The organism is Shewanella oneidensis MR-1 (assembly GCF_000146165.2).
GTDB classification, from domain to species: Bacteria; Pseudomonadota; Gammaproteobacteria; order Enterobacterales; family Shewanellaceae; genus Shewanella; species Shewanella oneidensis.
Map to the genome: position 1 here is coordinate 4,299,219 of NC_004347.2, position 25,493 is coordinate 4,324,711.

The 25,493-nt window shown below is 54.0% G+C and carries 7 protein-coding genes; 6 read left to right on the forward strand and 1 reads right to left on the reverse strand.

The window, feature by feature from the left end:
• Positions 1-158: 158 nt before the first annotated feature.
• Both SO_RS19195 and SO_RS19200 read left to right on the forward strand, forming a co-directional pair.
• A complete protein-coding gene (locus SO_RS19195; protein WP_011073840.1) occupies positions 159-1,883 on the forward strand; it encodes a DUF3373 domain-containing protein in 1,725 nt (574 codons plus the stop codon).
• Positions 1,884-1,940: 57 nt separating this feature from the next.
• Complete coding sequence (locus tag SO_RS19200) at positions 1,941-3,326, forward strand: tetrathionate reductase family octaheme c-type cytochrome (protein ID WP_011073841.1); 1,386 nt, start codon at positions 1,941-1,943, stop codon at positions 3,324-3,326.
• A 233-nt stretch (positions 3,327-3,559) separates the two neighbouring features.
• Here SO_RS19200 and SO_RS19205 read toward each other — a convergent pair whose 3' ends face one another.
• On the reverse strand, positions 3,560-5,062 hold the full coding sequence (locus SO_RS19205; protein ID WP_011073842.1) for an EAL domain-containing protein: 1,503 nt from the start codon (positions 5,060-5,062) through the stop codon (positions 3,560-3,562).
• Positions 5,063-5,325: 263 nt separating this feature from the next.
• On the opposite strand from SO_RS19205, the gene SO_RS19210 reads away from it, so the two are divergent.
• The 4 genes from SO_RS19210 to SO_RS19225 are packed head-to-tail and all read left to right on the forward strand — an operon-like array spanning position 5,326 to position 25,455.
• A complete protein-coding gene (locus tag SO_RS19210) occupies positions 5,326-6,975 on the forward strand; it encodes an ABC transporter transmembrane domain-containing protein (RefSeq protein WP_011073843.1) in 1,650 nt (549 codons plus the stop codon).
• 2 nt (positions 6,976-6,977) lie between these two features.
• A complete protein-coding gene (locus SO_RS19215) occupies positions 6,978-9,062 on the forward strand; it encodes a peptidase domain-containing ABC transporter (protein ID WP_011073844.1) in 2,085 nt (694 codons plus the stop codon).
• Entirely contained in the window at positions 9,055-10,380 is a 1,326-nt protein-coding gene (locus tag SO_RS19220; protein ID WP_011073845.1) for an HlyD family type I secretion periplasmic adaptor subunit, read from the forward strand. Before SO_RS19215 ends, SO_RS19220 begins: the two co-directional genes overlap by 8 nt.
• A 12-nt stretch (positions 10,381-10,392) precedes the next feature.
• Positions 10,393-25,455: a VCBS domain-containing protein gene (locus SO_RS19225; protein ID WP_011073846.1), complete on the forward strand. Its 15,063-nt coding sequence runs from the start codon at positions 10,393-10,395 to the stop codon at positions 25,453-25,455.
• The last annotated feature ends 38 nt before the right edge of the window (positions 25,456-25,493 follow it).

The window sequence follows — 25,493 nt, forward strand, 5'->3', positions numbered from 1 at the left end:
AGGGATAACCACAGGCCTGCAACTGTAAGTTAACCCATTGATATAAAAATCAAAGCCCAATAAGAGCAACATGGGGAGCACACCTCAGGGACTCCTGTTGGGTAAATTTGGCACAGGGTCTTGAATCGGTGCCAACACAATACTCAGGGAGAAACCCTATGCGTACACTCATTTCGATACTGGTTGCCAATGCGCTGTTTATGTCAGGCCAAGCCTTTGCCGCAGCCAATAACACTCAAGCAGATACTCAAAAGATGGCTGAGCTTAAACAACAGCTTACCGATATAACTGAACAACTCGATGAACTCAATAGTCGTGTCGATAAAACCGAGCGACACACGTCATTAGATCGCCTTGAAATTACTGGTGACTTTAGAACCAAAGCCCACTCGCTGCATTACAGAGATGTGGTTTGGAACCCTGCGATTAATGTCAATTTCAATGACTTTGGTGCCAAAGCAATGTCGGGCGTTTTTGGTATGCCAAACGATCCTAACTCGCCACTCGGAAAAATGATGCAAGCCAACCCAGACCTTGCAGCCGCCTTCCAAAATGGCATGTTACAAGGCGTGATGCCCTATGTACTCGCCCCCAAAAGTGTACAGGACATAGATAACGATATTTTTTACACCACTCGCTTGCGATTAAATCTGAAAGCCAAAGTATGGGATAACGTCAGCTTTGCTGGTCGTTTGAGCATGTATAAAAACTGGGGCGACTCAACCGGCGTACAAGTATTTGATTCTTGGCGGTCATTCACTATGGATGGCACCAGCAGCGGCAACACCAGCGGTGACTGGCTACGGGTCGAGCGCGCCTATTTCGACTGGAAAAATATCAATGGCTCTGAGTTTTACCTCTCTATTGGTCGTCGCCCATCCACCTACGGCCCACCAAGCCACTACCGCGAAAACGAACTGCGCGGCGGCACGCCTTCAGGCCATTTAGTCAACTTTAACTTTGACGGTGCCACATTAGGTTACAACCTAGGGGAACTCACTGGAATTGAAGGACAAATAGTACGCTTCTGCTATGGCCAAGGCTTTGAATCCCAATGGGGTAATGGCGAAATGTTTGGCGATATCGTCACCAAAGATACTCACCTCGGCGGCTTTAATATCGATGCCATTAACGATGGCACTAACTTCCTGCAATTTACCCTGTTTGGTGCCAAAGACGTGAACGACGGCTTTAAGGGCACAATGGCTTTCCCAACCCAACTGGCGGGCATTTTTGCCCCCACCATGTACCAAGATATGCAAAAGTTCGACAACTTTAACTTTGTCACCCGAGTGCAACCTAGCGGCGTAATTGGTGATATGTACCTCGGCGGTATTGGCTTTGCGCGTGAGGAGGCTAACGATATCAAATGGTTTGCCTCACTAGGCTGGACACGCGCTGAGCCTAATGGCAATGCTGGTATGTTTGGCGGCATGTTATCCGACGCCGTATTTGAAGCCGAGTTAAATAGCACTGGCACTGAAATCATCATGGTGCCTAAAACCAGCGATGATACCGATACCAAAGACGGCTATGGCATCTATGTGGGCATTCAAATCCCCGCCCCCTACGGCAAATTCGGTTTGGAATATAACTATGGTTCCGAATATTGGACGCCCTTTACCCAAGCCCAAGATGACCCTATCGGCAGCAAGTTAGCCACCCGTGGACACGTCGGCGAAGCCTATTACATCTTTGATATCAATCCAAAAATGTTTATCAAGCTGGCCGGACTCTATTACGACTATGAATACACAGGCAGCGGTACGCCAGTGGGTGCCCCTCAAAAAATTGATGATGTGTTAGCGGGCTCAGCCTACTCAATGCTGCCGGTAGTGGATAAGGCCTTTGATGTTAACGCCTCACTGACCATTAACTTCTAATCCGTCATTGATCATTGCTATCAGCCTACGGCATCGCTGGGGGCAGGAGTACCAAAAATGAAACAACTTCTCTTTATCGCCTTAGCGGGTATGGCACTGCAAGCGCAAGCCGCCAATCCCCATAAAGACGTGCTCAAAGGGCCCTTCACCACAGGTTCTGAGGTGACAACTCAGTGCTTAACCTGCCACGAAGAACAAGCCACAGATATGATGAAAACCTCCCACTGGACATGGGAGTTAGAACAAAAGCTACCCGATAGAACCGTGGTTCGGGGTAAGAAAAACAGTATTAATAACTTCTGTGTCGCCATATCCAGCAACGAGCCTCGCTGTACTAGCTGTCACGCTGGCTATGGTTGGAAGGACAATACCTTTGACTTTAAAGATAAAACTAAAGTTGACTGCTTAATTTGTCACGACACTACTGGCACCTATGTAAAAGATCCTGCGGGCGCTGGCGAACCTATGGCTAAGCTCGATCTAGCGAAGATAGCCCAAAATGTCGGAGCGCCAGTGCGGGATAACTGCGGTAGCTGCCACTTCTACGGCGGCGGTGGTGATGCGGTCAAACACGGCGATCTCGACTCTTCCATGGCCTATCCCGATAAAGCAACCGATGTTCACATGGACAGTGATGGCAATAACTTCCAATGCCAAAACTGCCATACCACTGAAAAACATCAAATATCAGGTAATGCCATGGGCGTATCACCAGGTGGTATCGACCATATCGGTTGTGAAAACTGCCACGATAGCGCGCCGCACAGCAACAAAAAGCTCAATACCCATACCGCCACCGTGGCTTGCCAAACCTGCCATATTCCCTTCTTTGCTAAGAATGAACCCACCAAGATGCAGTGGGATTGGTCAACTGCGGGGGATGATAAGCCTGAAACTGTTGATCAATATGGCAAACATACTTACCAGAAGAAAAAAGGTAACTTCGTTTGGGAAAAAATGGTTAAGCCTCAATACGCTTGGTATAACGGCACTGCAAACGCATATATGGCTGGGGACAAAATGGACTCGAATGTCGTCACTAAACTGACCTACCCCATGGGCGACATTAACGATGCCAAAGCCAAAATTTATCCCTTTAAGGTCCATACTGGTAAGCAAATTTACGATAAAAAGCTCAACATTTTTATCACGCCAAAAACCTATGGCAAAGGCGGATATTGGAGCGAGTTTGATTGGAATTTAGCGGCGAAACTGGGTATGGAAGCTAACCCAACCATGTTGGAAAAAGGCATCAAATACAGCGGTGAATATGACTTTGCAGCCACTGAAATGTGGTGGCGTATCAACCACATGGTGTCACCTAAAGAGCAAGCGCTTAACTGTAATGATTGCCACAACAAAGGCACACGCCTCGACTGGCAAGCTTTAGGATATCAAGGCGACCCAATGAAAAACAAACAAGGCCCTAAACATAAGCAATAACCATGTTGACTCGCCTAAAGCCTAATCGAGGCCAACGCGAGTATCGCTCCCCCTGCAAACCTTTGAGAGCTTAGAATCCCGTTGGCTAAGCTCTCTTTTTTTATCTAACAAGCTAACCTCAACTCGGGTTAACAGATAGGTAAATACAATCTACAAAATGAGTTAACCTCAACTTGTGCTTTGCGATGATAACAAGACAAATTTACGCATCGCACGGCGATAGTTTACAAGCATTAAGCAAGAGTAAATTTGAAAAAATCTTCCGCAGCCAATGGTTTAGAGTAATAGTAACCTTGGATAAGTTTAACCCCTAATTCACCTAAATATCCTTGCTGTTCAACCGTCTCCACCCCCTCCGCAATAACATGCAACTTAGACTCGTTTGCAAACGAGATAATGGCATCTAAGGTTTTGCCATTAAAGTTATGGGATTGACCAATGGTATCGACAAACATCTTATCTATCTTCAATGTACTGATCCCTAGATGCTGAACATAGCTAAAACAGCCATAGCCCGTGCCAGCATCATCCAACTTAAGATCAATACCCAGCGCATAAATCTTATCGAGTGTCTGGCGAGCTAGCGTCATATCCTTAATTGGGAGTCGCTCGGTGATTTCTAAAGACAACCTGTGATGCCCCAGCATTCCTGATTCGACAATCTCTTGTAATTGATGATAAAAATCATCATTTTCAAGATGAGCAGGCACAATGTTGATACTAAAAAATAACGGCGGGGATTGCCCCCCTAGCAGTTGAATATCATTAATGACCTTGTTCAACATACTCGTCGTCATGGGAAGAATGTGTCCCCTCGCTTCAGCAAAGGGAATAAACTGATTGGGTGGGATCATCCGATTATCATGCCGAAGCCAGCGCACCAGCACTTCTGCCCCCACAGGCATTCCCGTACTACTATCGACAATAGGCTGATAATAGGGAATAAACTCCCCCCGCTGAATGCCCCGTTTTATTTGACTATCAAGGGAAATTTGATGGTTGTTCCAGCGCCAATACACTAAGCACGCCAACAAACCTAAGACAATCCCGGTTGCCACACTGACCCGCCAACCTAGCTGTGAATATTGTTCAAGGAAAACACGATTCCCCGATAGCTCAAAGGTCGCATGGTAGTAGGGATTTTGCTCTTGAACGACATGGTAAACCACAGGTTCATCAGCAAAATTATCAAATCCAAACTCAATATAAGGATCTGAATCTAAGCTCACCTTGTACTCAAGACATCGCTCGCAATCCACTGGAACAAAATACCTCGGCCTAAGGGGAGTGATACTGGCAATGTAATCAATCCCCTCCATGTGACGCATTAAAAATAATTCGTGACTTGTCTGAGTATTATGGCTTGCCACCGCAATACTTAAATTCTCTCTCACCTTATGGGCTTTCAATGCCGTTAAATCATGGGGTATTACGCCAGACTGACAGAGCACTTGGTTATCTTTATAAATCGCCAGCCAGCGGACAAAGCTGGAATCAAAGGTTTTCTGTTTCAATAGGCTTTCTAATTCTGCGGTACAAGTCACACCTGGGTCTAAGCGCGGCATTTCAAGTATTTGTTCTGCTGACTCAGTAATATACATCTGAAATTTACTTGCAAGCATCTCAGAATCACGCGCGATAACGCTATTAGCAATGATGCGATCCACGCCCTTCACCAGCACCAATCCGAGTGCAAACACGACGAGAAAAATGATGATGTACTTTATTTTGCCCATAATTTACTCATACACAACTATCGCCCCAAATAATGATTAAGCTGCCTTACAACACTGAAAACACCTGAACAGCAACTAACATAAAGCAAACATAATGTTAACAACAAAGCAGAGTAAAAACATTAAAAGTTAAACTAAATAAGCAATAAAATTCATTTGCTTGGTGTTGTACACTACAAATTGTTAATGATAGTGTTAATTAAGATGTTAATGCGGTTTTTGATTTTCGTGATGAATGTAATGCTATTTAAGGTGTACGAAACATGATTGAGTCTTTACGTCTATTGGCACAACACAAATCATTTACCGAGCTTTTGCTTTCATCTACCCTGATTAATGTGCTGTCACTGGCATTACCGTTCACAATGTTACAAATATATGATCGGATTTTGCCCAATGAAGCTTACGGCACCGCCAGTGTATTAGCGATTGGCGTTGGAATCGCCATATTACTAGAACTAGTACTACGCTATACACGCAGCTGGTTACTTGCCCTCAACGCGTCGAACTATGAGCTACAAACCACAGCTCAATTTGTCGATCGACTGATGAAGGCGGATTACCACCACGTAGAGCAATTAGGATCAGGTAAAATACTCCACGGTATCACCAGCATTGCTACCATGCGGGAGATTTACTCAGGGCAAGCTGCTGTCGCCTTAATGGATTTTCCATTTGTTATCATATTTTTAGCCTTAGTAGCCTATATTGGCGGACCATTAGTCTTTATCCCAATATTGGTTTGGGGGATAGCTGGCATTGGCGTGTGGCAAATAGGCAAAAAACTCTCCGTCGCCACCCGAGAACTCGCCATCAGTGACGATGAACGAACCCGCTTACTCATTTTAGTGTTATCAGGCTTAACGACGGCAAAATCCCTCGCGTTGGAATCGCGAATTACTTATGCCTACAAAAAAATCAACTACCAAAGGTTAGCGCAGCAAAATGAGGTTGATTGGCTATCATCCCAGTTACAAGAATGGATTCAGGGGGCTTCGCAGGCTACCACACTGGCACTGGTGCTGATTGGCTGTTTTGAAGTATTAAATGGCGATCTAACAACGGGGGGATTAGCGGCATGTTCAATCCTTGCAGGCAGAGCCGTCGCGCCCTTAAGTGCAATTGGCAGTTTAAAAGCGAAGTTTGTTACCGCTCAGTCTGCGATGCAAGATGTTAACGAAATCATAGCCTCCCCTCCAGAGTCCTTGAATGGTACTCAGGTTTACCAGCAAAAATTACCTTCAGGCCCCATTCAATTTGAGCAGGTATCAGCACAACAAACAGGGGCAAAACTTAAGCAAATTAACCTAACAATCCCCGCGGGTAGCCTTGTCACTGTAACCTCAAATCCACTCACACATGCCAGTTTATTGTTAAGTACCGTGGGCGGCTATCATCAGGTGACAGAGGGTGCCATCAAGATTGATTCTATCCCATTAACTGAACATGACCCGCTGGAGTATCGCCAATCCATTAGCTATGTGTCGCCATGGGCTACGTTACTTGCGGGCTCCATTTTGGATAATCTGACTCTGTTTCGCCATGAGCGGGAAGCCTATGCCATGGTTCTCGCAGACAAACTGGGCTTATCTGCCACGATTGCGCAGTTACCTGCGGGTTATCAAACCTTAGTGGGTAATAATGACAGCCAAATGCTCAATAAGGGGGCTATCAAGCTCATCGCCATTGTCAGAGCGCTTGCCCAATCCCCTTCGATACTGTTACTCGACGAGCCTATGGTCTCCCTCGATGCAGACTCTCAGCAACGCCTACTCGCTTTGTTACTCGAACTCAAAAACCACATCACCCTGATTGTGGCCTCCTATTTTACGGAAATTGCAGCGATCAGTGACTATCGCATCCATATTTCATCGCAAGGGGACGCAACTATGTCGTCAAATGGGGAGCTTTAACAATGCATAACCAAGCGCAGTCTGTCCCAAACTTAAAATCCCTATTAGTCACACTATTTACTCAACTCGGACTTAATGCCCAAGCCAAGAATATTGAACGCAGCGCATTAGTGGATGATGCGAGTTATTTAGATGCGTATGTCTTATTTAAAAAACATCATGTTGTGGCCGATTTACGCTCTATTGATCCCGAGACGCTCAGCCATACAATCTATCCTTTCCTTATCCTACCTGAAGAGGGAGAGCCGCAGATAGGACGGCGCAACCAGCACACCTTTGAATATTTAGGCCCACACAATCAATGGCAGCCAATCACACTCCCTTCTGATGGAAAAGTATTTATTATTAACAGCCTGCCTTCCCTCAATCAAAAAAGGAGTCGCTTTGCCAGCCAGTTTAAGCAGCAAAAAAAGTGGTTCAAACCCGTTTTTTTATTAAGCCTCGTAGCCAGCTTAACCGGATTAGCGATACCGCTTTTTACCATGGCGGTATACGACAGAGTAATAGGAGGACAAGCCCCCAATATTTTACCTGGTATCGCAATTGGTGCATTCCTTGCTTTAAGCATTTTTATTTCTAGCCGATTGCTGCGGGCCAAAGTGCTGGCCAGCGCAAGCAATAAATTGGCGCGAGATCTGTCAGCCGTATCCTTTAATCAACTCCTCAGTATGCCCTTGATGATGTTATCCCGAGTTGGACTATCAAATCATTTGGCACGACTTCGTAACGCCGAAAAGGTGAGAGGATTACTGTCAGGCCCTAGCGGGGGTGGGCTGATTGATTTGCCCTTTACGATCGTGGCGCTTATTGCCATCACAGTTCTCAGTGGTTGGCTGGTATTAGTACCACTTTGTATGTTGATTCTGTTTTACCTAGTGATGAAAGCCCTAAACCGTTATACCCAAGCCACCAGCCCAACCATCAGCAATGACTACCAAAACAGCCTCAATGAACTAGCCAAGAATGTATTAGAGCTGAAAACCGCAGGGGAAACCGAAGGCTGGTACGCAGATTTTATCCGTCGTTGCCGCGAGCACTGCCGACAACAATTTATATATGCCAAACGTAATGGACTTAATGCGGCAGTAGCCCATGCCATGGGGCTAATAACAGCCCTAGTTACCGTGTTTTGTGGCATTTTTTTAGTGTTAAATCAGAGCATTTCACCCGGCGCTTTAATCGCCTGTGGAATGTTGATTTGGCGCATCACAGGCCCCGCCCAATTAGCCTTTTCTTCGGCGCCTAAAATTAACATGATAAACAGCACTGTCACCCAGTTTGATCGTTTTATGGAGGTGACGACCGAATTTAATCAACTCCGCCTCGATGGGCCTAACTTAAATAAAGCGCCTGCACTCAACTTTAAGCATGTCACCCTTCGTTACACTGCTGAAGCAGAACCTGCACTCTCTGGCGTCACATTTGATGTTGAAGCAGGAGAAACTGTCGCCATTATCGGCCCTAATGGCAGTGGTAAAAGCACCTTATTGCTGACAGCCGTAGGCGTGATTGATACCCAAGCCGGCTTTGTCACTTTAGATGGCAAAAACCTGAAACAATTTGATCCTGAAGCCTTACGCCAATGGGCCGCATTCAGCCCGACCCACACCGAACTACTGCCGGGATCGTTAGCAGATAACTTACGTCTGGCTAAACCCGATGCCACCGATGAGGAGTTGTGCCAAGCACTGTATGAGGCAGGTGGAGACGCTTTAAAAGAGGTGCTCGGTGGCGATTTACATCGCAGTTTATCCGCACAGGGAGCCAATATGTTTTCGGTGGTAGGGAGTGGCTATATCAGCCTAGCTCGTGCCCTATTAAAAAAATCGCCTTTGCTTGTCATGGATGAACCTATCGCCAACCGTAATCCTTTTGCGAAAAAAACCTTTATCGAAACCTTAACCAAGTTAAAGGGCAAAACCACTATTTTATTTACTAGCCATGATCAAGAACTGATCCAGCACGCTGATAAGGTCGTTATCTTAGATAAAGGCTCTGTGGTTTATGCAGGTCCGATCCCAAACAAACCCGCAGCAAGCGATGAAAACCAATCAATGGCTAGCATGGAGACCACACACAATGAATGATCGTCAACTTAACCATCGTTCTTTGCCAGAACACGAGTTCACTCAAGCCATTGAAGCACCTGCAGAAAAGCGCATCATCAAACAAATCACCTACTTTATTGCGGGTTCAGTGTTCATTATGTTTGTGTGGTCACTGTTCACTAATATTGAAGAAATTGCCAAAGCGAAAGGTCAAGTTATCCCCCTTGGACATCAACAAGTGATTCAGAGTTTTTCAGGGGGAACCTTAGCCTCTATCTTGGTCTCTGAGGGAGATTTAGTGAAAAAAGGCGATGTTCTCGCCAACTTTATCGCCATCGATAGCCAAGCTGCCGCTGAAGAACTGGAAAGTAAACAAGCTAATCTGGTGCTCAAAATTGAACGTTACAGTGCTTTTATCGAATCCAGAGAGGCCAACTTTGCTAGCTACCTTGAAAGTCATCCCAATCTTGTGAAAGGACATATTAGTGATCTCGAACGGATGAATAACGAAAAACAAGCCATCATTCAATCTTCCCTCGCGGAAATCGCGAAATCGAAAGCCGAGTTGGCAAGTCTTGATCAAGAAATTCCGCCACTGAAACATCAAATCACTTCAGCCCAACAAACCATCAATATGATGGAGTCGATCAAAGAATCACAGGCAGTCTCTAAGCTCACTATGCTGGAATCGCAACAAAAATTAGACTCCTACATACGTGAACTAAAAAGTATGGAAGGTAAACAACAGGTATTGGCAAGGGATATTGAAAATCTTCAACGGCAGTTGGAGCAAAAACAAGCCACATTGCTAAAAGAGGTTGGTGAAGCTCGCACAGATGCACAAGCTGAATTATTAGGGATTACCGCACGTTTAAAATCCTCCGATTCGCAGGTACAACAAAACACCATAACCTCTCCTGTTGATGGCATTATTCAATCCATTCCGAACACCTCATCAGGGAGTGTGATTCAACCAGGTGGCACAGTTGCGGTGATTGTTCCCACCACGCCGACAGCCCTACTTGAGGCCAAACTCTCCCCTCGGGATATTGGCTTTGTCAGTGTGGGACAAAAAGCGCGCATAAAAATTGATGCCTTTGATTACAGTCGCTATGGGGCACTTGATGGTATCGTCAAACGCATCTCCCCAAGCACTGATGCTGATGAAAAAGGCGGTGTCTTTTATAAAGTACAAATCTCGATTGATAAGCCCTACTTTGGCGATCAACCCGATAAGCTTGAACTGATCCCCGGTATGACAGGTGAAGCGGATATTGTCACTGGGGATAAAACCGTCTTCCAATACCTGTGGAAACCCGTATTTACCAATGTGACAGAAGCCTTTGGTGAACGCTAGGGAGCACGAACTATGAGCCCAAAAAAACCATTAACGCTCTCAACCGCAAAACGTAAAAGTCGCATTTCAGCAAAACTCGCCAAAAAGTCTGAAATTGCCGCTAAAAAACTCGATAAAGATGTCGCCAAGCTCAAGGTAAAGGAATTTAGAGAGGGTGAAGTCCAAAGCACTGCAACCCCAGATATTGTGGCAAGCAAGTCTTGGCGCTTACCCTCGCACGCAGCAACGCAGCTTGTTAATACCGAAGAATCGACAGAGCAAAAGCCTGATTCGCAATCCGCTACGGTAGACATTGATAACCGTCATTTAACAGCCCAGTCAGCTAGCTCTAGCACAGACTCGGAAAAAACCTTGTCAGAACTGCCGCAGCAAGCGGATGAAACGCAAACCAAAAATGCCCCTAAGTTCCAAGATTATGGCTCGAGTGAATCAACCCATTTAGGGCAAGGTCCACATTTTGACGACACACAATTGCCCCTTGTTACCCTCAGCCAACTCCCTGAAATTGGACATGTTAAGCAGCAGATTGAACCGGCAGCATTAACGGTATCAATGGCAAGAACCACATTAACTCAAATTGTGCGCCCCCAAATCATTAGCACTGAACAGCACAACCCACTCACCATTGACGAACAAGCCGGCCATCAATCGGTTAAAGAAGATGCCCCAGTCGCGAGCGCCTCTGGAAAACTGCATGCCCATGGGGGAACAGTAACCCCACTCCAATGGACTGTCGCAGTTAATCAAGGTCAATTTGGTCGCCTTGATATCGATCCAACAACGGGCGAATGGCATTACCAACTCGATAATAATGCACTTAGCACTGATGCATTAGCCGAAGGTGAGCATCAAACCGAACAATTTACTATTACCGTCAGCAGCCCCAATGGCGAACAAGTAAACACTGTCATCATCATCGATGTCGAAGGCAGTAACGATCTGCCCCAAATTTTAGGGTCGCACCTCGCCAGCATTAATGCGGCGGACTCCTTGCCTGCTGTTACAGGGCAGCTTCACAGTATCGATCCAGATCATAACGATGCAGTTTCTTGGGCTGTACTTGACGGGCAAGGTCAATATGGCCAACTGAGTATCAATCCACTCACGGGCCAATGGCAATACCAACTGAACACCCATGCAACCGCCACGCTTGCTCTAGTCTCTGGCCAACAAGTGACGGAAACCTTTACCGTCACCGCAACAGATCAATCAGGCCATCCTGTTAGCCAACAAGTCAGTATTCAAGTGAATGGCGCTGATAATGTCGCCATCATTCAGGGCGAGATAATAGGTTTAGTGACGGAAGATACTCAGGCGAACAACGGTCAATTAACAGTATCAGGCCAATTAAGCATCCAAGATCCAGATAGGGATCAAACCCATTTTTCGGCAGGCTCATTACAGGGACAATATGGTTATCTCACGATCGATGTAAACGGCCATTGGATCTACAGCGCCGATAACTCACTGGCCACCGTTCAAAGCCTTAAATCGGGTGAGCATCTTACTGATACTTTTACCATCCACAGCGCCGATGGTACCGCGCAAAACATCACAGTCACGATTAACGGGACCGATGATAAGGCCGAAATATCAGGTACAACCTCGGCCTCACTCACCGAAGATGACAACATTCATCAAGGCATGCTTAGGGCTAATGGCAACCTTGCCATTACAGATAACGACCACGAACCACACTTATTTACAGCGACCGAGCAATATGGTCAGTTTGGTACCCTCATCATTGATGAATTAGGCCACTGGACCTATACCGCAGATAACTCGCAGACGGCAATTCAAGCACTCAAAACCGGAGAATCCATCACTGATACCCTTGTGGTACAAACCCAAGATGGCACACAGCAAACCATCTCCATCAGCATTCATGGTACCGATGATCACTCTGTGATTATGGGCACATCAGTGATGAGAGTGTTTGAAGACAAACGCCTTTCTCAAGGACAACTCCATACAGACGGTCAACTCTGGGTAAGCAATCCCGATACCGGGCGAGCAGGATTTGCAGCTGAACAACTCCAAGGTCAATTCGGCATATTATCCATCAACACCCATGGCCATTGGACCTACACAGCAGACAACAACAATCCCAGCATACAAGCCCTCAAGCATGGTGAATCCTTAACTGAAACCCTGTTTGTACAAGCCTTGGATGGAACAACCCAAAAGATCGCGATTCTGATCAAAGGTGCTGATGATAAAGCAATTATCGGTGGAACCGACACCGCAACGCTTGTCGAGGATCAATCTCCCCAGCATGGGCAATTACAGGCACATGGCACACTCACCATTACCGACCCCGATGCAGGCCAAGCCCAGTTCACTGCGCTAACCGATGTGGCTGGCAGCAACGGCTACGGACACTTTAGCCTTGATTCCTCAGGGGTATGGACTTACAACGCTGACAACACGCAGACTGCCGTTCAGCAACTCAAGACTGGCGAGAGCCTCACCGATACCTTGACCGTCACCAGCGCCGACCGCACTAGCCACACAGTGACTGTCACGATACAGGGCTGCAATGACGCGCCCGTGCTAGTTGGGCAAACGCAAAGTGTGACGGAAGACGGCACACAACTCAGCGGCAAAATGATTGCCACCGATGTTGATGCGGGCGACACGCAAACCTTCAGCCTTGTCAACGCCATTGACGGCTTCACGCTCAACGCGGATGGTAGCTACAACTTTGACCCAAGCCATGCCAGCTACCAGCATCTGACCGCCGGTCAGACGCAAGACGTGGTGATTGCGATCACGGTGACCGACAGCACTGGCGCGACCAGCTATCAAAACCTCACAATATCAGTCACGGGTGCCAACGACGGTGCAGTAATTGGTGGCGTCAATATCGGCGCAGTGAGCGAAGACAACACGCTCACCGCCAGCGGAAAACTCACCATCAGCGACGTGGACTCAACCCAAGCCGGATTTATTGCGCAAAATAATCTCGCCGCAACGCATGGCTGTTTCACGCTCAGCGCAAGCGGCGACTGGACGTATGCGCTCGACAACAGCAACGCTGCAGTTCAGGCCCTAAAAACCGGCGAATCACTCACAGATACAGTCACCATAAACAGCATTGACGGTACGCAACACACTATTGCCGTTACGATTAACGGTAGCAACGATGGCGCTATCATTGCAGGTGTAGATACAGCGACGGCCACGGAAGATGCCAATGTCATCGCAGGGAACATCGAAGCCTGTGGTCAACTCACGATTTCTGATCCCGATGCTGGCCAATCCCACTTCACCGCCCAAACGGATGTGGCCGGCAGCAGCGGCTACGGACAATTCAGCCTGAACAGCACTGGCGCCTGGACCTACAGCGCCGACAACACCCAAGCAGCTATCCAGCAGCTCAAGGCCGGCGACAGCCTCACCGATACCTTGACCATCACCAGCGCCGACGGCACGATCCACACGTTAACCGTGACCATCCAGGGCACCAACGATGCACCAGTGCTCGCGGCCCAAAGCCAAGCCGTCACTGAAGACGGCACCCAGCTCAGCGGCCATATGGTCGCGACCGATGCCGATGCCGGTGATAACTTGAGCTTCAGCATCGCTCAGCCGGTTGATGGTTTCACCCTCAACGCGGACGGCAGCTACAGCTTCGATCCAAGCCATGCCAGTTATCAGCATCTGGCGGCTGGCCAGACGCAGACTATCACCATTCCAGTTACTGTGACCGATGTGGCTGGCGCGACCAGTACACGGGACTTGGTTATCAAGCTCAACGGCAGCAACGACGGCGCCGTGATTACAGGAACAGATGTCGCTGCAGTCACAGAAGACCAAACCGCAGGTAGTGGCCACTTCTTGCAGGTCACTGGCACACTCACGGTAGCCGACGTGGATGCCGGCGAAGCGGTGTTTCAGGCGACTTCGACCAAAAGTCAGTTGGGCGACTTCATTCTGCATAGCGACGGCAGTTGGATGTATCAAGCTGACAATACCAACACCGCCGTACAAGCGCTCAAAGCAGGTCAACAGACCACCGACAGTTTCACCGTACTCAGCACGGATGGCACGGCGCACACCATTACCATCACGATAACCGGCAGCAACGATGCCCCCACAGTGGCACATGCGCTGACCACAACCACCGCCACCGAAGACTCGGCCTTCAGCTTCAGCATCCCTACGGGCACCTTTGCCGATATCGATGCCGGCGATACATTGACCTTGAGCGCAGGCAGCTTGCCGGCCTGGTTACACTTCGATGCGGCCACCGGCACCTTCTCGGGTACGCCCACCAACGGCGATGTCGGCACCATGCAAGTGACTATCACTGCCACCGATGCCAACGGTGCACAAGTCAGTACCACCTTCGCGCTCACGGTGGCCAACACTAACGACGCCCCCACACTCAACCCCATTGCGACAGTGCACGCAACAGAAGATGGCGCGCAGGTCACTGGTCAGTTCACCGCTACCGACCCCGACAGCGGCGATACGCTCATCTATAGTATTGCGCAGCCGGTGAATGGCTTCACCCTCAACGCCGATGGCAGCTACAGCTTTGACCCTAGTCACACCAGCTACCAGCAATTAGCGGCGGGCCAGACTCAGGATGTGCTCATCCCCATCACCGTGACAGACAGCGCGGGCGCGACCAGCACGCAAAACCTGACGATCACCGTCACCGGTAGTAATGACGGCGCCGTCATCAGCGGTACCGACTCCGGCTCGGTGATCGAAGATCAGCAGGTCAGTGCCACGCATATCCTGAGCTGCGGCGGCAAGCTGGCTGTCACCGATGTCGATACTGGGGAAGCGACGTTTGCCGTCCAGCACGGCACAGGGGCGAACGGCTATGGCAGCTTCGTGCTCGGCCCATCGGGCACCTGGACCTATAGCGCCGACAACACGCAGGCAGCGATCCAGCAACTGAAGGCCGGTGAAACACTTACCGACACCTTCACCGTCAGCAGCACAGACGGTACAACTCATACCGTGACCGTCACGATCCAGGGCAGCAACGATGCCCCGGTGCTTGCGGCGCAAACGAAGGCTGTCACTGAAGACGGCGCCCTGCTCACAGGCAAGATGGTCGCCACCGATGCAGACGCCGGAGACACACAAGTTTTCAGTACGGCCCAGACTGTCGATGGTTTCACGCTCAATGCTGACGGCAGCTATAAATTCGATCCATCCCATGCCAGCTACCAGCACTTGGCCGCCGGTCAAACGCAAGACATGGTCATCCCCGTCACGGTGACCGACAACGCGGGCGCAACCAGCACCCAGAACTTGACTATCACCGTTACCGGCACGAACGACGCCGCCGTGGTGAGCGGTCGAGTTGCCAATGCGGTCAATGAAGACGGCGTGGTGTCTACCGGCGGACTACTCAGAGCGAGCGGCCTGCTCACGGTTGTCGATCCTGATGCAGGCGAAGCCGTCTTCGTGGCGCAAACTGGCGTGGCCGGTGCTGGCCACTACGGCAGTTTCAGCATCGATGCGAGCGGCCATTACAGCTACACCGCCGACAACAGCCAAACGGCCATCCAGCAACTCAAGGCTGGCGAGACATTGGCCGACCGTTTCACCGTGACGACTGCTGACGGCACGCAGCAGGTTGTCACCATCACCATCAAGGGTGCTGAAGACAGGCCGGTGCTGCAAGCCCAGACCCATGCCGTCACCGAAGATGGCGCGCGACTGACCGGTCAGATGCTGGCCACCGATGTCGATGCTGGCGATACCCAGCGTTTCTCAGTCGCTCACCCAGTTGCGGGCTTTGTTCTCAACCCTGACGGCAGCTTCAGCTTTAACCCAGCGCACGCGTCCTACCAGCATCTAGCTGCGGGCCAGACACAAGACATCGTCATCCCCGTCACGGTCATCGACAGCGCAGGGGGAGTCAGCACGCAGAACCTCACCATCACCGTCACCGGCGTCAACGACCGCGCCGTGATCAGCGGCGTCAGCAATGGCAGGATCACCGAGGATCAAGGCGTCAGCGCCACTCACACTCTGAGCTGTGGCGGTAAGCTTGATGTGACGGATGTCGACACCGGTGAGGCTGCTTTCGCCGTCCAGCATGGCGCTGGTGCAAACGGTTACGGTAACTTCGTGCTCGACCCATCGGGAAACTGGACTTACAGCGCAGACAACACCCAAAGCGCAATCCAGCAACTGAAGGCCGGCGAGACGCTTACGGGCACCTTTACCGTCAGCAGCACGGACGGCACGACCCATACCGTGACCGTCACCATTCAGGGCACAAACGACGCACCGGTACTGGCGGCGCAGACGCAGGCCGTCACAGAAGACGGCACCTTGTTGCAAGGCCGCATGGTCGCCACTGATGTGGATGCAAACGACACAAAAACCTTCAGCAGCGCTCAGTCGGTCGATGGCTTCACGCTGAACGCGGATGGTAGTTACAGCTTTGATCCAAGCCACGCAAGCTACCAGCATCTGGCGGCAGGCCAAACCCAAACCCTGACGATCCCGGTGACGGTGACGGACAGCGAGGGAGCTACATCAACGCAGAACCTGACGATCAGGCTGACCGGCACTAATGACGCGCCCCACATCAGTGGCGCCGATGTTGGTCGGGTCGTCGAAGACCAAACCCTGTCCGTCAGCGGCAAGTTGGCGATCAGCGATGCAGACGACGGCCAAGCTCACTTCATCGCCCAGACAGCCACGACGGGCAGCTATGGCAGCCTGACGATCGGCGAAGATGGGCAGTGGCAGTATCAGCTCGACAACACCAAGCCCGAAGTTCAGGCACTCAAGAGCACCGAGACCGCCACCGACACCTTCACGGTGCACAGTGCTGACGGCAGCAGCCACAACATCACCATCACCATCCAAGGGCAACGCGATAACGTCGTCATTGGCGGCGTGGATGTCGGCGTGGTTAAGGAAGACGTGTCGGCGGTCACCGGAGGGCATCTGGTGGCCACCGGCGAAAGCGCCGAGTTCGTCCCCTTGCAGCAGCACACCACGCTGGGCAATTTCGCGATGGATGCCAGTGGCGCCTGGACCTACACACTGGACAACAGCCACGCTAGCACGCAGGCACTGAAGGCCGGTGAAACGGCCACAGACACGGTCAGCATCACCCACACCGACGGCACCACCCACACCGTCACCATCACGGTCATGGGCACCAACGATGCACCGGTGCTCACCGCGCAAAGCCAAGCAGTGACCGAAGACAGTACGCTGCTCACTGGCCAGATAACTGCCTCCGATGTGGATAGAGGCGACACACAAATCTTCAGCCTCGCCCACGCCGTCGATGGCTTCACGCTCAACACAGACGGCCGCTACAGCTTCGATCCTGCACATGGCAGCTATCAGCACCTGGCCACCGGTCAGACGCAAACCCTGACCATCCCGATCATCGTCACGGACAGCGTGGGTGCCAGCAGCACCGCAAACCTGACGATCACCCTGACGGGTACGAATGACGGTGCGACCATCGGCGGTGTCAGCACCGGCACAGCCAGCGAAGACAGCACCCTGCTCACCACCGGCCAGCTGACCATTGCCGATGCCGACGATGGCGAAGCGCACTTTGTCGCGCAGCCCCACATCCAGGGCCTGCATGGCAGCTTCAGCCTCAGCGAAGACGGGCAGTGGCGCTACAGCGCCGACAGCAGCCAGGCGGCGGTCCAGCAGCTCAAGGCCGGCGACAGCCTGAGCGAGCACTTCACCGTGCACAGCGCCGACGGCACAGCCCACACCGTCACCGTCACCCTGCAAGGCACGAACGACGCGCCGGTGCTGCAGGCCCAGCACCAATCCGTCAGCGAAGACGCCAGCCTGCTGCAAGGCCAGATGGTGGCCAGCGATGTGGATCACGGCGACACGCAGACCTTCAGCATCGCTCAGGCGGTGGATGGCTTCACGCTCAATGCCGACGGCAGCTACAGCTTCGATCCGAGCAATGCCGCCTACCAGCACCTCACCGCTGGCCAGACCGAGGATCTGGTGATCCCGGTCACCGTCACCGACAGCGCCGGGGCCAGCCACACGCAGAACCTGACGATCACCATCACCGGTACCAATGACGGCGCCGTGATCGGTGGTGCCTTCACCGGCGCGGTGACCGAGGACCAGTCCGTCCAGTCCGGTCAGCTGCAGGCCTCGGGCCAGCTGACCATCACCGACGCCGACAGCGGCGAAAGCCACTTCATCCCGCAGACCGATGTGCTCGGCAGTGATGGCCTCGGCCGCTTCAGCCTGGACGCCCAGGGCCAATGGAGCTACAGCGCCGACAACAGCCAGAAGGCCATCCAGCAGCTGGCCGCCGGCGCCACCCTGAACGATTCCTTCACGGTGCAAGGGGCCGATGGCGCCCAGCACACCGTGACGGTGACGCTGACCGGTACCAATGACGCGCCGCAGTTCCATCTGCAGGTGGCGCCGGACTACCACCCCGAGGTGGAATCTAGCGATGTCCTGCCCCTGGTCATCAACAACATCGGCAGCAGCCGGATCGCGCAGTACCTGGACATTCAGCAGATCCTGCAAGGCCAGGCCCCCATCGGCGCCTATGCCAACACCTGCGTCACGGTGAGCTTGGGCGGCCTGGCCCTGATCGGGCCGGACGGGCAGGCGGCCCAGGTCTTCGCGGCCGGGCAGGAGTTCAAGCTGCAGACCTTGGTGGACTGGCAGCAGCAGGGCCCTGGCCACGAGTTCCGCGTGTTCGGCCCCAAGGGCACGACCGAGCTGGACCTCAGCCTCCACGATGCCGGCGACCCGAACCACATTACCGGGCCGCACGGCCAGGCCAGCCTCTACGTCAATCAGGTCATGATCTGGCCGCCTTTCCACGCCTGGCAGGCCAGTGCCGGTAGTGGTACCGGGACGGCCACCGACAGCGGCCTGCTGACCGCCACCGAAGGCGGCCCCGCCTTGAGCGGCCAGTTCCACGCCAGCGATATCGATGTGGGCGACACTCTGGCCTTCAGCCTGGGGCACCCGGTGGACGGCTTCACGCTGAACGCCGATGACAGCTACAGCTTTGACCCGGCCCACCCGAGCTACCAGCACCTGGCCGCCGGCCAGAGGGAGACGCTGAGCATCCCCATCACCGTGACCGACAGCGCAGGGGCCAGCACGACGCAGACCCTGAGCATCCTATTGAGGGGCGCCAACGACGCCGCCACCTTTGGCGGGGTCGAGACCGGCGCCACGCAGGAAGACCGGTCCGATGCACTGAGCGGCCAGCTCACGGTGGCCGATGCCGACGATGGCGAGGCCCACTTCATCGCGCAAAGCGGCACGGCGGGCAGCTATGGGCAATTCAGCCTTGATGAAAACGGCCAGTGGCACTACCAGATCGACAACAGCAAGCCCGAGGTGCAGGCCCTGCGCGACGGCCAGAACGTCACCGACAGCTTCACCGTGCGCAGCGCCGACGGTACGGCGCACACGGTCAACATCAGCATCGCCGGCAAGAACGATTCAGCGGTCATCACCGGTGAGGACCACCAGACCCTGACCGAGGACCAGAACGTCAGCGGCGGCCAGCTCATCGCCCACGGCCAGCTGCATGCCAGCACGCCTGACGCCGGCGGCGACCAGTTCACGCCCCTCTCAGACCTGGCTGGCAAGTTCGGCCACCTCTCGCTGGGTGCGGACGGCAGTTGGGTCTACAAGGCCGACAACAACAGCCCCGCTGTGCAGGCCCTGCACGCCGGGCAAAGCGCCACCGAAAGCTTCACCGTGCACAGCGTTGACGGCACGGCCCACACCCTGAGCCTGAGCATCCAGGGCGCGGACGAGCCCCGGCACGACATCTGGTCCAGCATCGTCAGCACCATTAAGAGCAATTGGGCGCCTTACAACCTGATCGGCCACGCCATCGATGCCGGGGATGTTGGCGCCCTTGGCTCCATGAGGTTGGCCTTCACCAGCGGCAACCCTAGCGTGGTGGATGCCAACGGCCATGTGCTGGCCAGCGGCAGCAGTCTCGGCGCGTTCGGCCACGACATCAGCATGGGCCAGGTGGTGGACCTGCTGAAGAGCCACCCGGGCGCCCGGCTGGTGCTGGACGGCAACGTCGGCGGCAGCAGTGGCTTCTATCTGCACGACAGCGGCGACGTGATGGAGCTGCACTTCCGCGGCCTGTCCCACTACAACCAGGCCAACAGCCCCATGGGCCAGCTGCCCATCGACGGCCTGCCCACCCCCTTGAGCGCGGCGGGGACCGTGCCCGATGTCAGCGACTTGACCATCTCGGTCACCGACATCAGCGTCGATCACGCGAGCCAGCTGCAGACCAGCGGCCAGCTCAACATCAGCGACGCGGATGCCGGCGAAAACCACTTCAACGCGCAGAAGGATGTGGCCGGGACCTACGGCAGCTTCAGCATCGACGCCAGCGGCCACTGGGTCTACAGCGTGGACAACGGCCAGGCGGCGGTGCAAAACCTGCAGGCTGGCGCCCAGCTGACCGACAGCTTCATGGTGACCAGTGCCGACGGCAGCAGCCATGTGATCTCGGTGGCGGTCTACGGCAAGAACGACGCCCCGGTGCTGTTCGCGCAAAGTCAGTCGGTGAGTGAAGACGGCGCCCTGCTCAGCGGCCAGATGCACGCCAGCGACGTGGATGCGGGCGACACCCTGAGCTTCCGCATCGACCAGGCGGTGGCCGGCTTCACACTGAACGCCGACGGCAGCTACAGCTTCGACCCGTCCAACGCGGCCTATCAGCATCTGGCCGCCGGCCAGACGCAGACGCTCGTGATCCCGGTGTTCGTCACCGACCACATGGGCGCGAGCTCGGTGCAGGACCTGACCATCACCCTCACCGGCGCCAACGACGGCCCGCAGGTGCTTCACGCCACGGCGGCCACGGCCGGCGACCTGGGCGCGGTCAACGAAGACACGCCGCGCGTGTTCACCGAAGCCGAGCTGCTGCAAGCCGTGGGCGCGACCGACCCCGACGACGGCGGCAGCCTGCACATCGTCGCCGGCTCGTTGACCTCATCGCACGGCACGTTCACCGGCGATGCCGCCCACGGCTTCACCTTCACCCCGACGGCGAATTTCAGCGGCCAGGACATCGACCTGCAGTTCAGCGTGACAGATGGCAGCGCCACCCGCGAGGCCCATGTGCAGCTGGACATCACACCTGTCGCTGATGCACCGCTGCGGGTGACGGCGCCGACTATCACCACCGATTTCGACAGCATCTCCTTGCCCGGTGTTGGCTGGACGCAGACTGACCCGTCCCCGACGGGCTGGCACACGGACGAGAGTAGCGGCGTGGAAATCGGCCAGGAGCGGCTTTACGGCGGCAGCGGCAACAATCAGATACTGAGTCTGACCGCCAGCTGGGGCAGCAATATCTACCGCGAACTTCCCACCCAAGCCGGTGAGGCAGTGCACTTGGGCTTTGATCTCTCGGCTCGTCCCGGTTTTGCGGTGACGCCCCTCGAGGTTCTGTGGGAAGGCAAGGTGATCGACACCATCACCCCGGTGGCGGGCAGCTATTCCATGCTGCACCATGACTACGATCTGCTCGCCAACGGCAGCAATTCGCGGCTGGAGCTACGCGCCAGCGGGCAGGGGGAAGCGCGCGTCCTTATCGACAACATACAGATCGGCCCGCCCGAGCATGTGTTACTGGGCGATCACGACACGCTGCTCAAGCCTTACTTAGGCTTTCAGCTCGCCGACACCGATGGCAGCGAAACGCTGAGTTATGGGATTCATGGCTTGCCGGTGGGTTTCACACTCACCGATGGAACGCACAGCGCCATCGTCAGCAGCGCCGGTCAAGTGATTGAGACCGCTGGCTGGAACCAGGACACCCTGGCCGTGCGTGCGCCGCAGGGCTTCCAGGGTACAGTCAGCATCCAGGTAACGGCCCATGCCGAAGAGGGCAGCAATCACCAGACGGCCAATGCGGCCGACTTGACCCTGGAGCTTCGTCTCGTGCCGGTCAGCCATGCGGCTGTGATCAGTGGGGAAAACGCCATCACCTTGACCGAGGATCAGCAGGTCGATGCTCTGGGTTTCCTCGAGCATTTTGGCCAGTTGAATGTCAGCGATCCCGATGCCGGTGAGGCTAAATTCGTTGCCCAGAATGCGGTGAACACGCAGTACGGACGCTACACCATTGGCGGGGACGGTTATTGGCTCTATGAGGCGGACAACAAATTGCCCGCCATCCAGCAGCTCAAGACCGGCGAATCCCTGACCGACAGCTTCACCGTGCACAGCATCGACGGTACACCGCAGACCATCACCGTGACTATCCAGGGCCAGGATGATGTCGCTGCCTTTGTGCCGCAGGCTCAAGCAGCGCAGGTCGACTCGGCCGACGTTTACACCCAGATTAGCGTGCAGCTGCTGGACAGCCAGCACCGCGAGTTCGAATTCATGGGCGAGGTGCTGCTAGCCAATACCGACCCGCGCAACTACATCGATGCTGAAATGTCGTTCACCAACACAGGGGTGGCGCTGCGTGCGCCCGACGGCAGTTTGTCCAAGGTCTACCACGCGGAGGGGGGCATGACCACCGTGCCGGTGATGGACCTGAGAGCTTGGCACAACAAGGGCCAGGGCTATGAGGTGGTGCTGGTGGACGCCACCGGTATGCCGGTCAATGTCTTCCCCCACGACGCCGGCGACCCCGACAAGTTGTCGGGCTTCAACCAGTACGTGACCGGTTTCAGCGGGCCCTTCAATGCGGCCGTCGTGCTGTACCCGGACATGCAGGCGGCCAGCAGCGGCGGCGCGGTGCAAGGCGGCGCCTTCGTGCCGGCCATCGCCCCGCTGCTGTATGACGCTGCGCATGTGCTGGAAGACAATGGCCAGCAGATCTCCGGCTTCATCGAGGTGCAGGACGCCGACAAGGGCCAGTCGTCCATGCAGGCGATGACCGACCACCACGCGGCGCACGGTACCTTCAGCATCGACGTCAACGGCGACTGGGTCTACCAGCTCGACAGCCGCCGCCCCGATGTGCAGGCGCTCAAAGCCGGCGAAACCCTGCTCGAAACCATCACAGTGCACAGTGCCGACGGCACCCCGCATGAGGTCAACATCACCATTCACGGTCAGAACGACGGCGCGGTGATCAGCGGTGCCGACACCGGCCAGCTGGTGGAAGATCAGAACGTCAGTGCCGCCAGCACCCTCGAGGCTCACGGCCAGTTGACAGTGACGGACGCAGATGCCGGCGAAGCCGCCTTCGTAGCGCAGAACGCCGTGGCCACGCAGTTCGGCCACATCAGCATCGACGCCAGCGGTGCCTGGCGTTATGAAGTCGACAACAACAAAGCCGATGTGCAAGCCCTCAAGGCTGGCGAGAGTCTTACCGAGCATCTCACCGTTAGCAGCGTTGACGGCACCACCCATGTGCTGACGGTGACTGTGCAGGGCAGCAACGATGCGCCAGTGCTGCAAGCGCAAAGCCAGTCAGTCACCGAGGACGGCAGCCTGCTGCGCGGCCAGATGGTGGCGCAGGACGCGGATCACGGCGATGTGCTGCGCTTCACCACCCATGCTGCGGTGGGGGGCTTCGCGCTCAACGCCGACGGCAGCTACAGCTTCGACCCTAGCCACCATGACTATCAGGGCTTGACCGCTGGCCAGGTGCGCGACATCGACATTCCAATCGTCGTCACCGACAGCGCCGGGGCCAGCTCTATCCAGATGCTTAGCATCCACATCACTGGCCGCAACGACAGCACCTTCATCTACGGCGTGGACAGCGGTAATGTGCAAGCCGGTGTGCACCCCCAGACCTCGGGCGATCTGCACGCCAGCGATGACGATGCCGGCCAGAGCGGCTTCCAGGCCGGCACGGTCAAGGGCAGCTTCGGCAGCCTGAGCATCGATGCCCAGGGCCATTGGACCTATCAAGTGGATGGGCATGACAGCTTCGTCCAGCACCTGCTGCCCAACTCCTACATCACCGAACAGCTGACGGTGCACAGCGTGGATGGCACGGCCCATGACATCGAGATTGAGGTCAGCGGCGCGCCAGCCGGCAGCCAACTGAGCGCCCCAGCGGACAGCGCCAATGTCCAGCATGTGGCCCTGCCGCAGGTCTGGGGGGCAGTGCAGGGGCAGCCTGTGGCCGGTCATGATGTGTTTGCTGGCATCTTGGCTGCAGTCCGCGCTGGAGGCTACCAGTATCAGGGTCTTGCCGACGAGCTGGATAAAGGCAGTTTAGCTGCTGTGGGGAATATGGATCTGAGTATCACTGGGGTGCATGCACAAGTGGTCGACAAGTTCGGGCAGGTGGTACAAAGCATTTCGCCCACCGCCGAGAATGCCGCCACTCTGCATATGAGCGATGTACTACTCTGGCACGCGCAAGGCCACAGCATCATTGCTACTAGCGATAGCGGATTCGATTCCACGCGGATGTGGCTGCATAACACTGGCGATATGCACAATATCCAAGTGATCTTGCCCAACGGCACCGGCTTCAATGGTTGGGTGGGAGAGTATTCCCTCGGTGAACTATCATTAAGCCCGGCCATTGCCTACCCCGCCCCCCCTGCCAGCGACGAGCAGGACGATGAGCCAATTCAAATATTGAACTTCAATGAGGTGATACGAAACGAAGATAGCATGCAGTCCATGACAGCGGCAGGAGTAAAGGCCGGTGATGAAGCCGTAATAGGTAATAACGACTACCCTCTCCCTTTGAATGCTGCCACGGAATATAAAGGGAATCTCAACGAGCTTTCGTTATCATCCAGTCATGGTACTAGTGGGACAACTCCTCTCACTACAACGGATGCACACTTTGCAGCCCAAGCTTCACCGGTTGATCACTACCTGCAAATGTTAGGACTTAGCCCAACAGCAGTGAACCTATCTCCTTCTGTGCCAGTGGAGTTATTGCCATCGCTATCCTCAAGCGATCACTTCAATGATATTGATGCACCGATGTACGCTATCCCTGAGGTGAACCATTTTGAAAACCCATTATTAGATAATGACAAGGAGCAACATAAAGATCGTCATTTCGACCTATTTGATGTAACAGAACTTCACACGAATCCGAATGACGATGACCTATTACATTCAGCACTCAACGACATGCACAACCAAATGTAATCAGGGGGCGAGAGTACCTAACATTCAATCCCTTAGCA

Coding starts and splice junctions, on each gene's coding strand:
- SO_RS19225 (WP_011073846.1), top strand. CDS start 10,393: ATGAGCCCAAAAAAACCATTAACGCTCTCAACCGCAAAACGTAAAAGT.
- SO_RS19205 (WP_011073842.1), bottom strand. CDS start 5,062: ATGGGCAAAATAAAGTACATCATCATTTTTCTCGTCGTGTTTGCACTC.
- SO_RS19200 (WP_011073841.1), top strand. CDS start 1,941: ATGAAACAACTTCTCTTTATCGCCTTAGCGGGTATGGCACTGCAAGCG.
- SO_RS19195 (WP_011073840.1), top strand. CDS start 159: ATGCGTACACTCATTTCGATACTGGTTGCCAATGCGCTGTTTATGTCA.
- SO_RS19210 (WP_011073843.1), top strand. CDS start 5,326: ATGATTGAGTCTTTACGTCTATTGGCACAACACAAATCATTTACCGAG.
- SO_RS19220 (WP_011073845.1), top strand. CDS start 9,055: ATGAATGATCGTCAACTTAACCATCGTTCTTTGCCAGAACACGAGTTC.
- SO_RS19215 (WP_011073844.1), top strand. CDS start 6,978: ATGCATAACCAAGCGCAGTCTGTCCCAAACTTAAAATCCCTATTAGTC.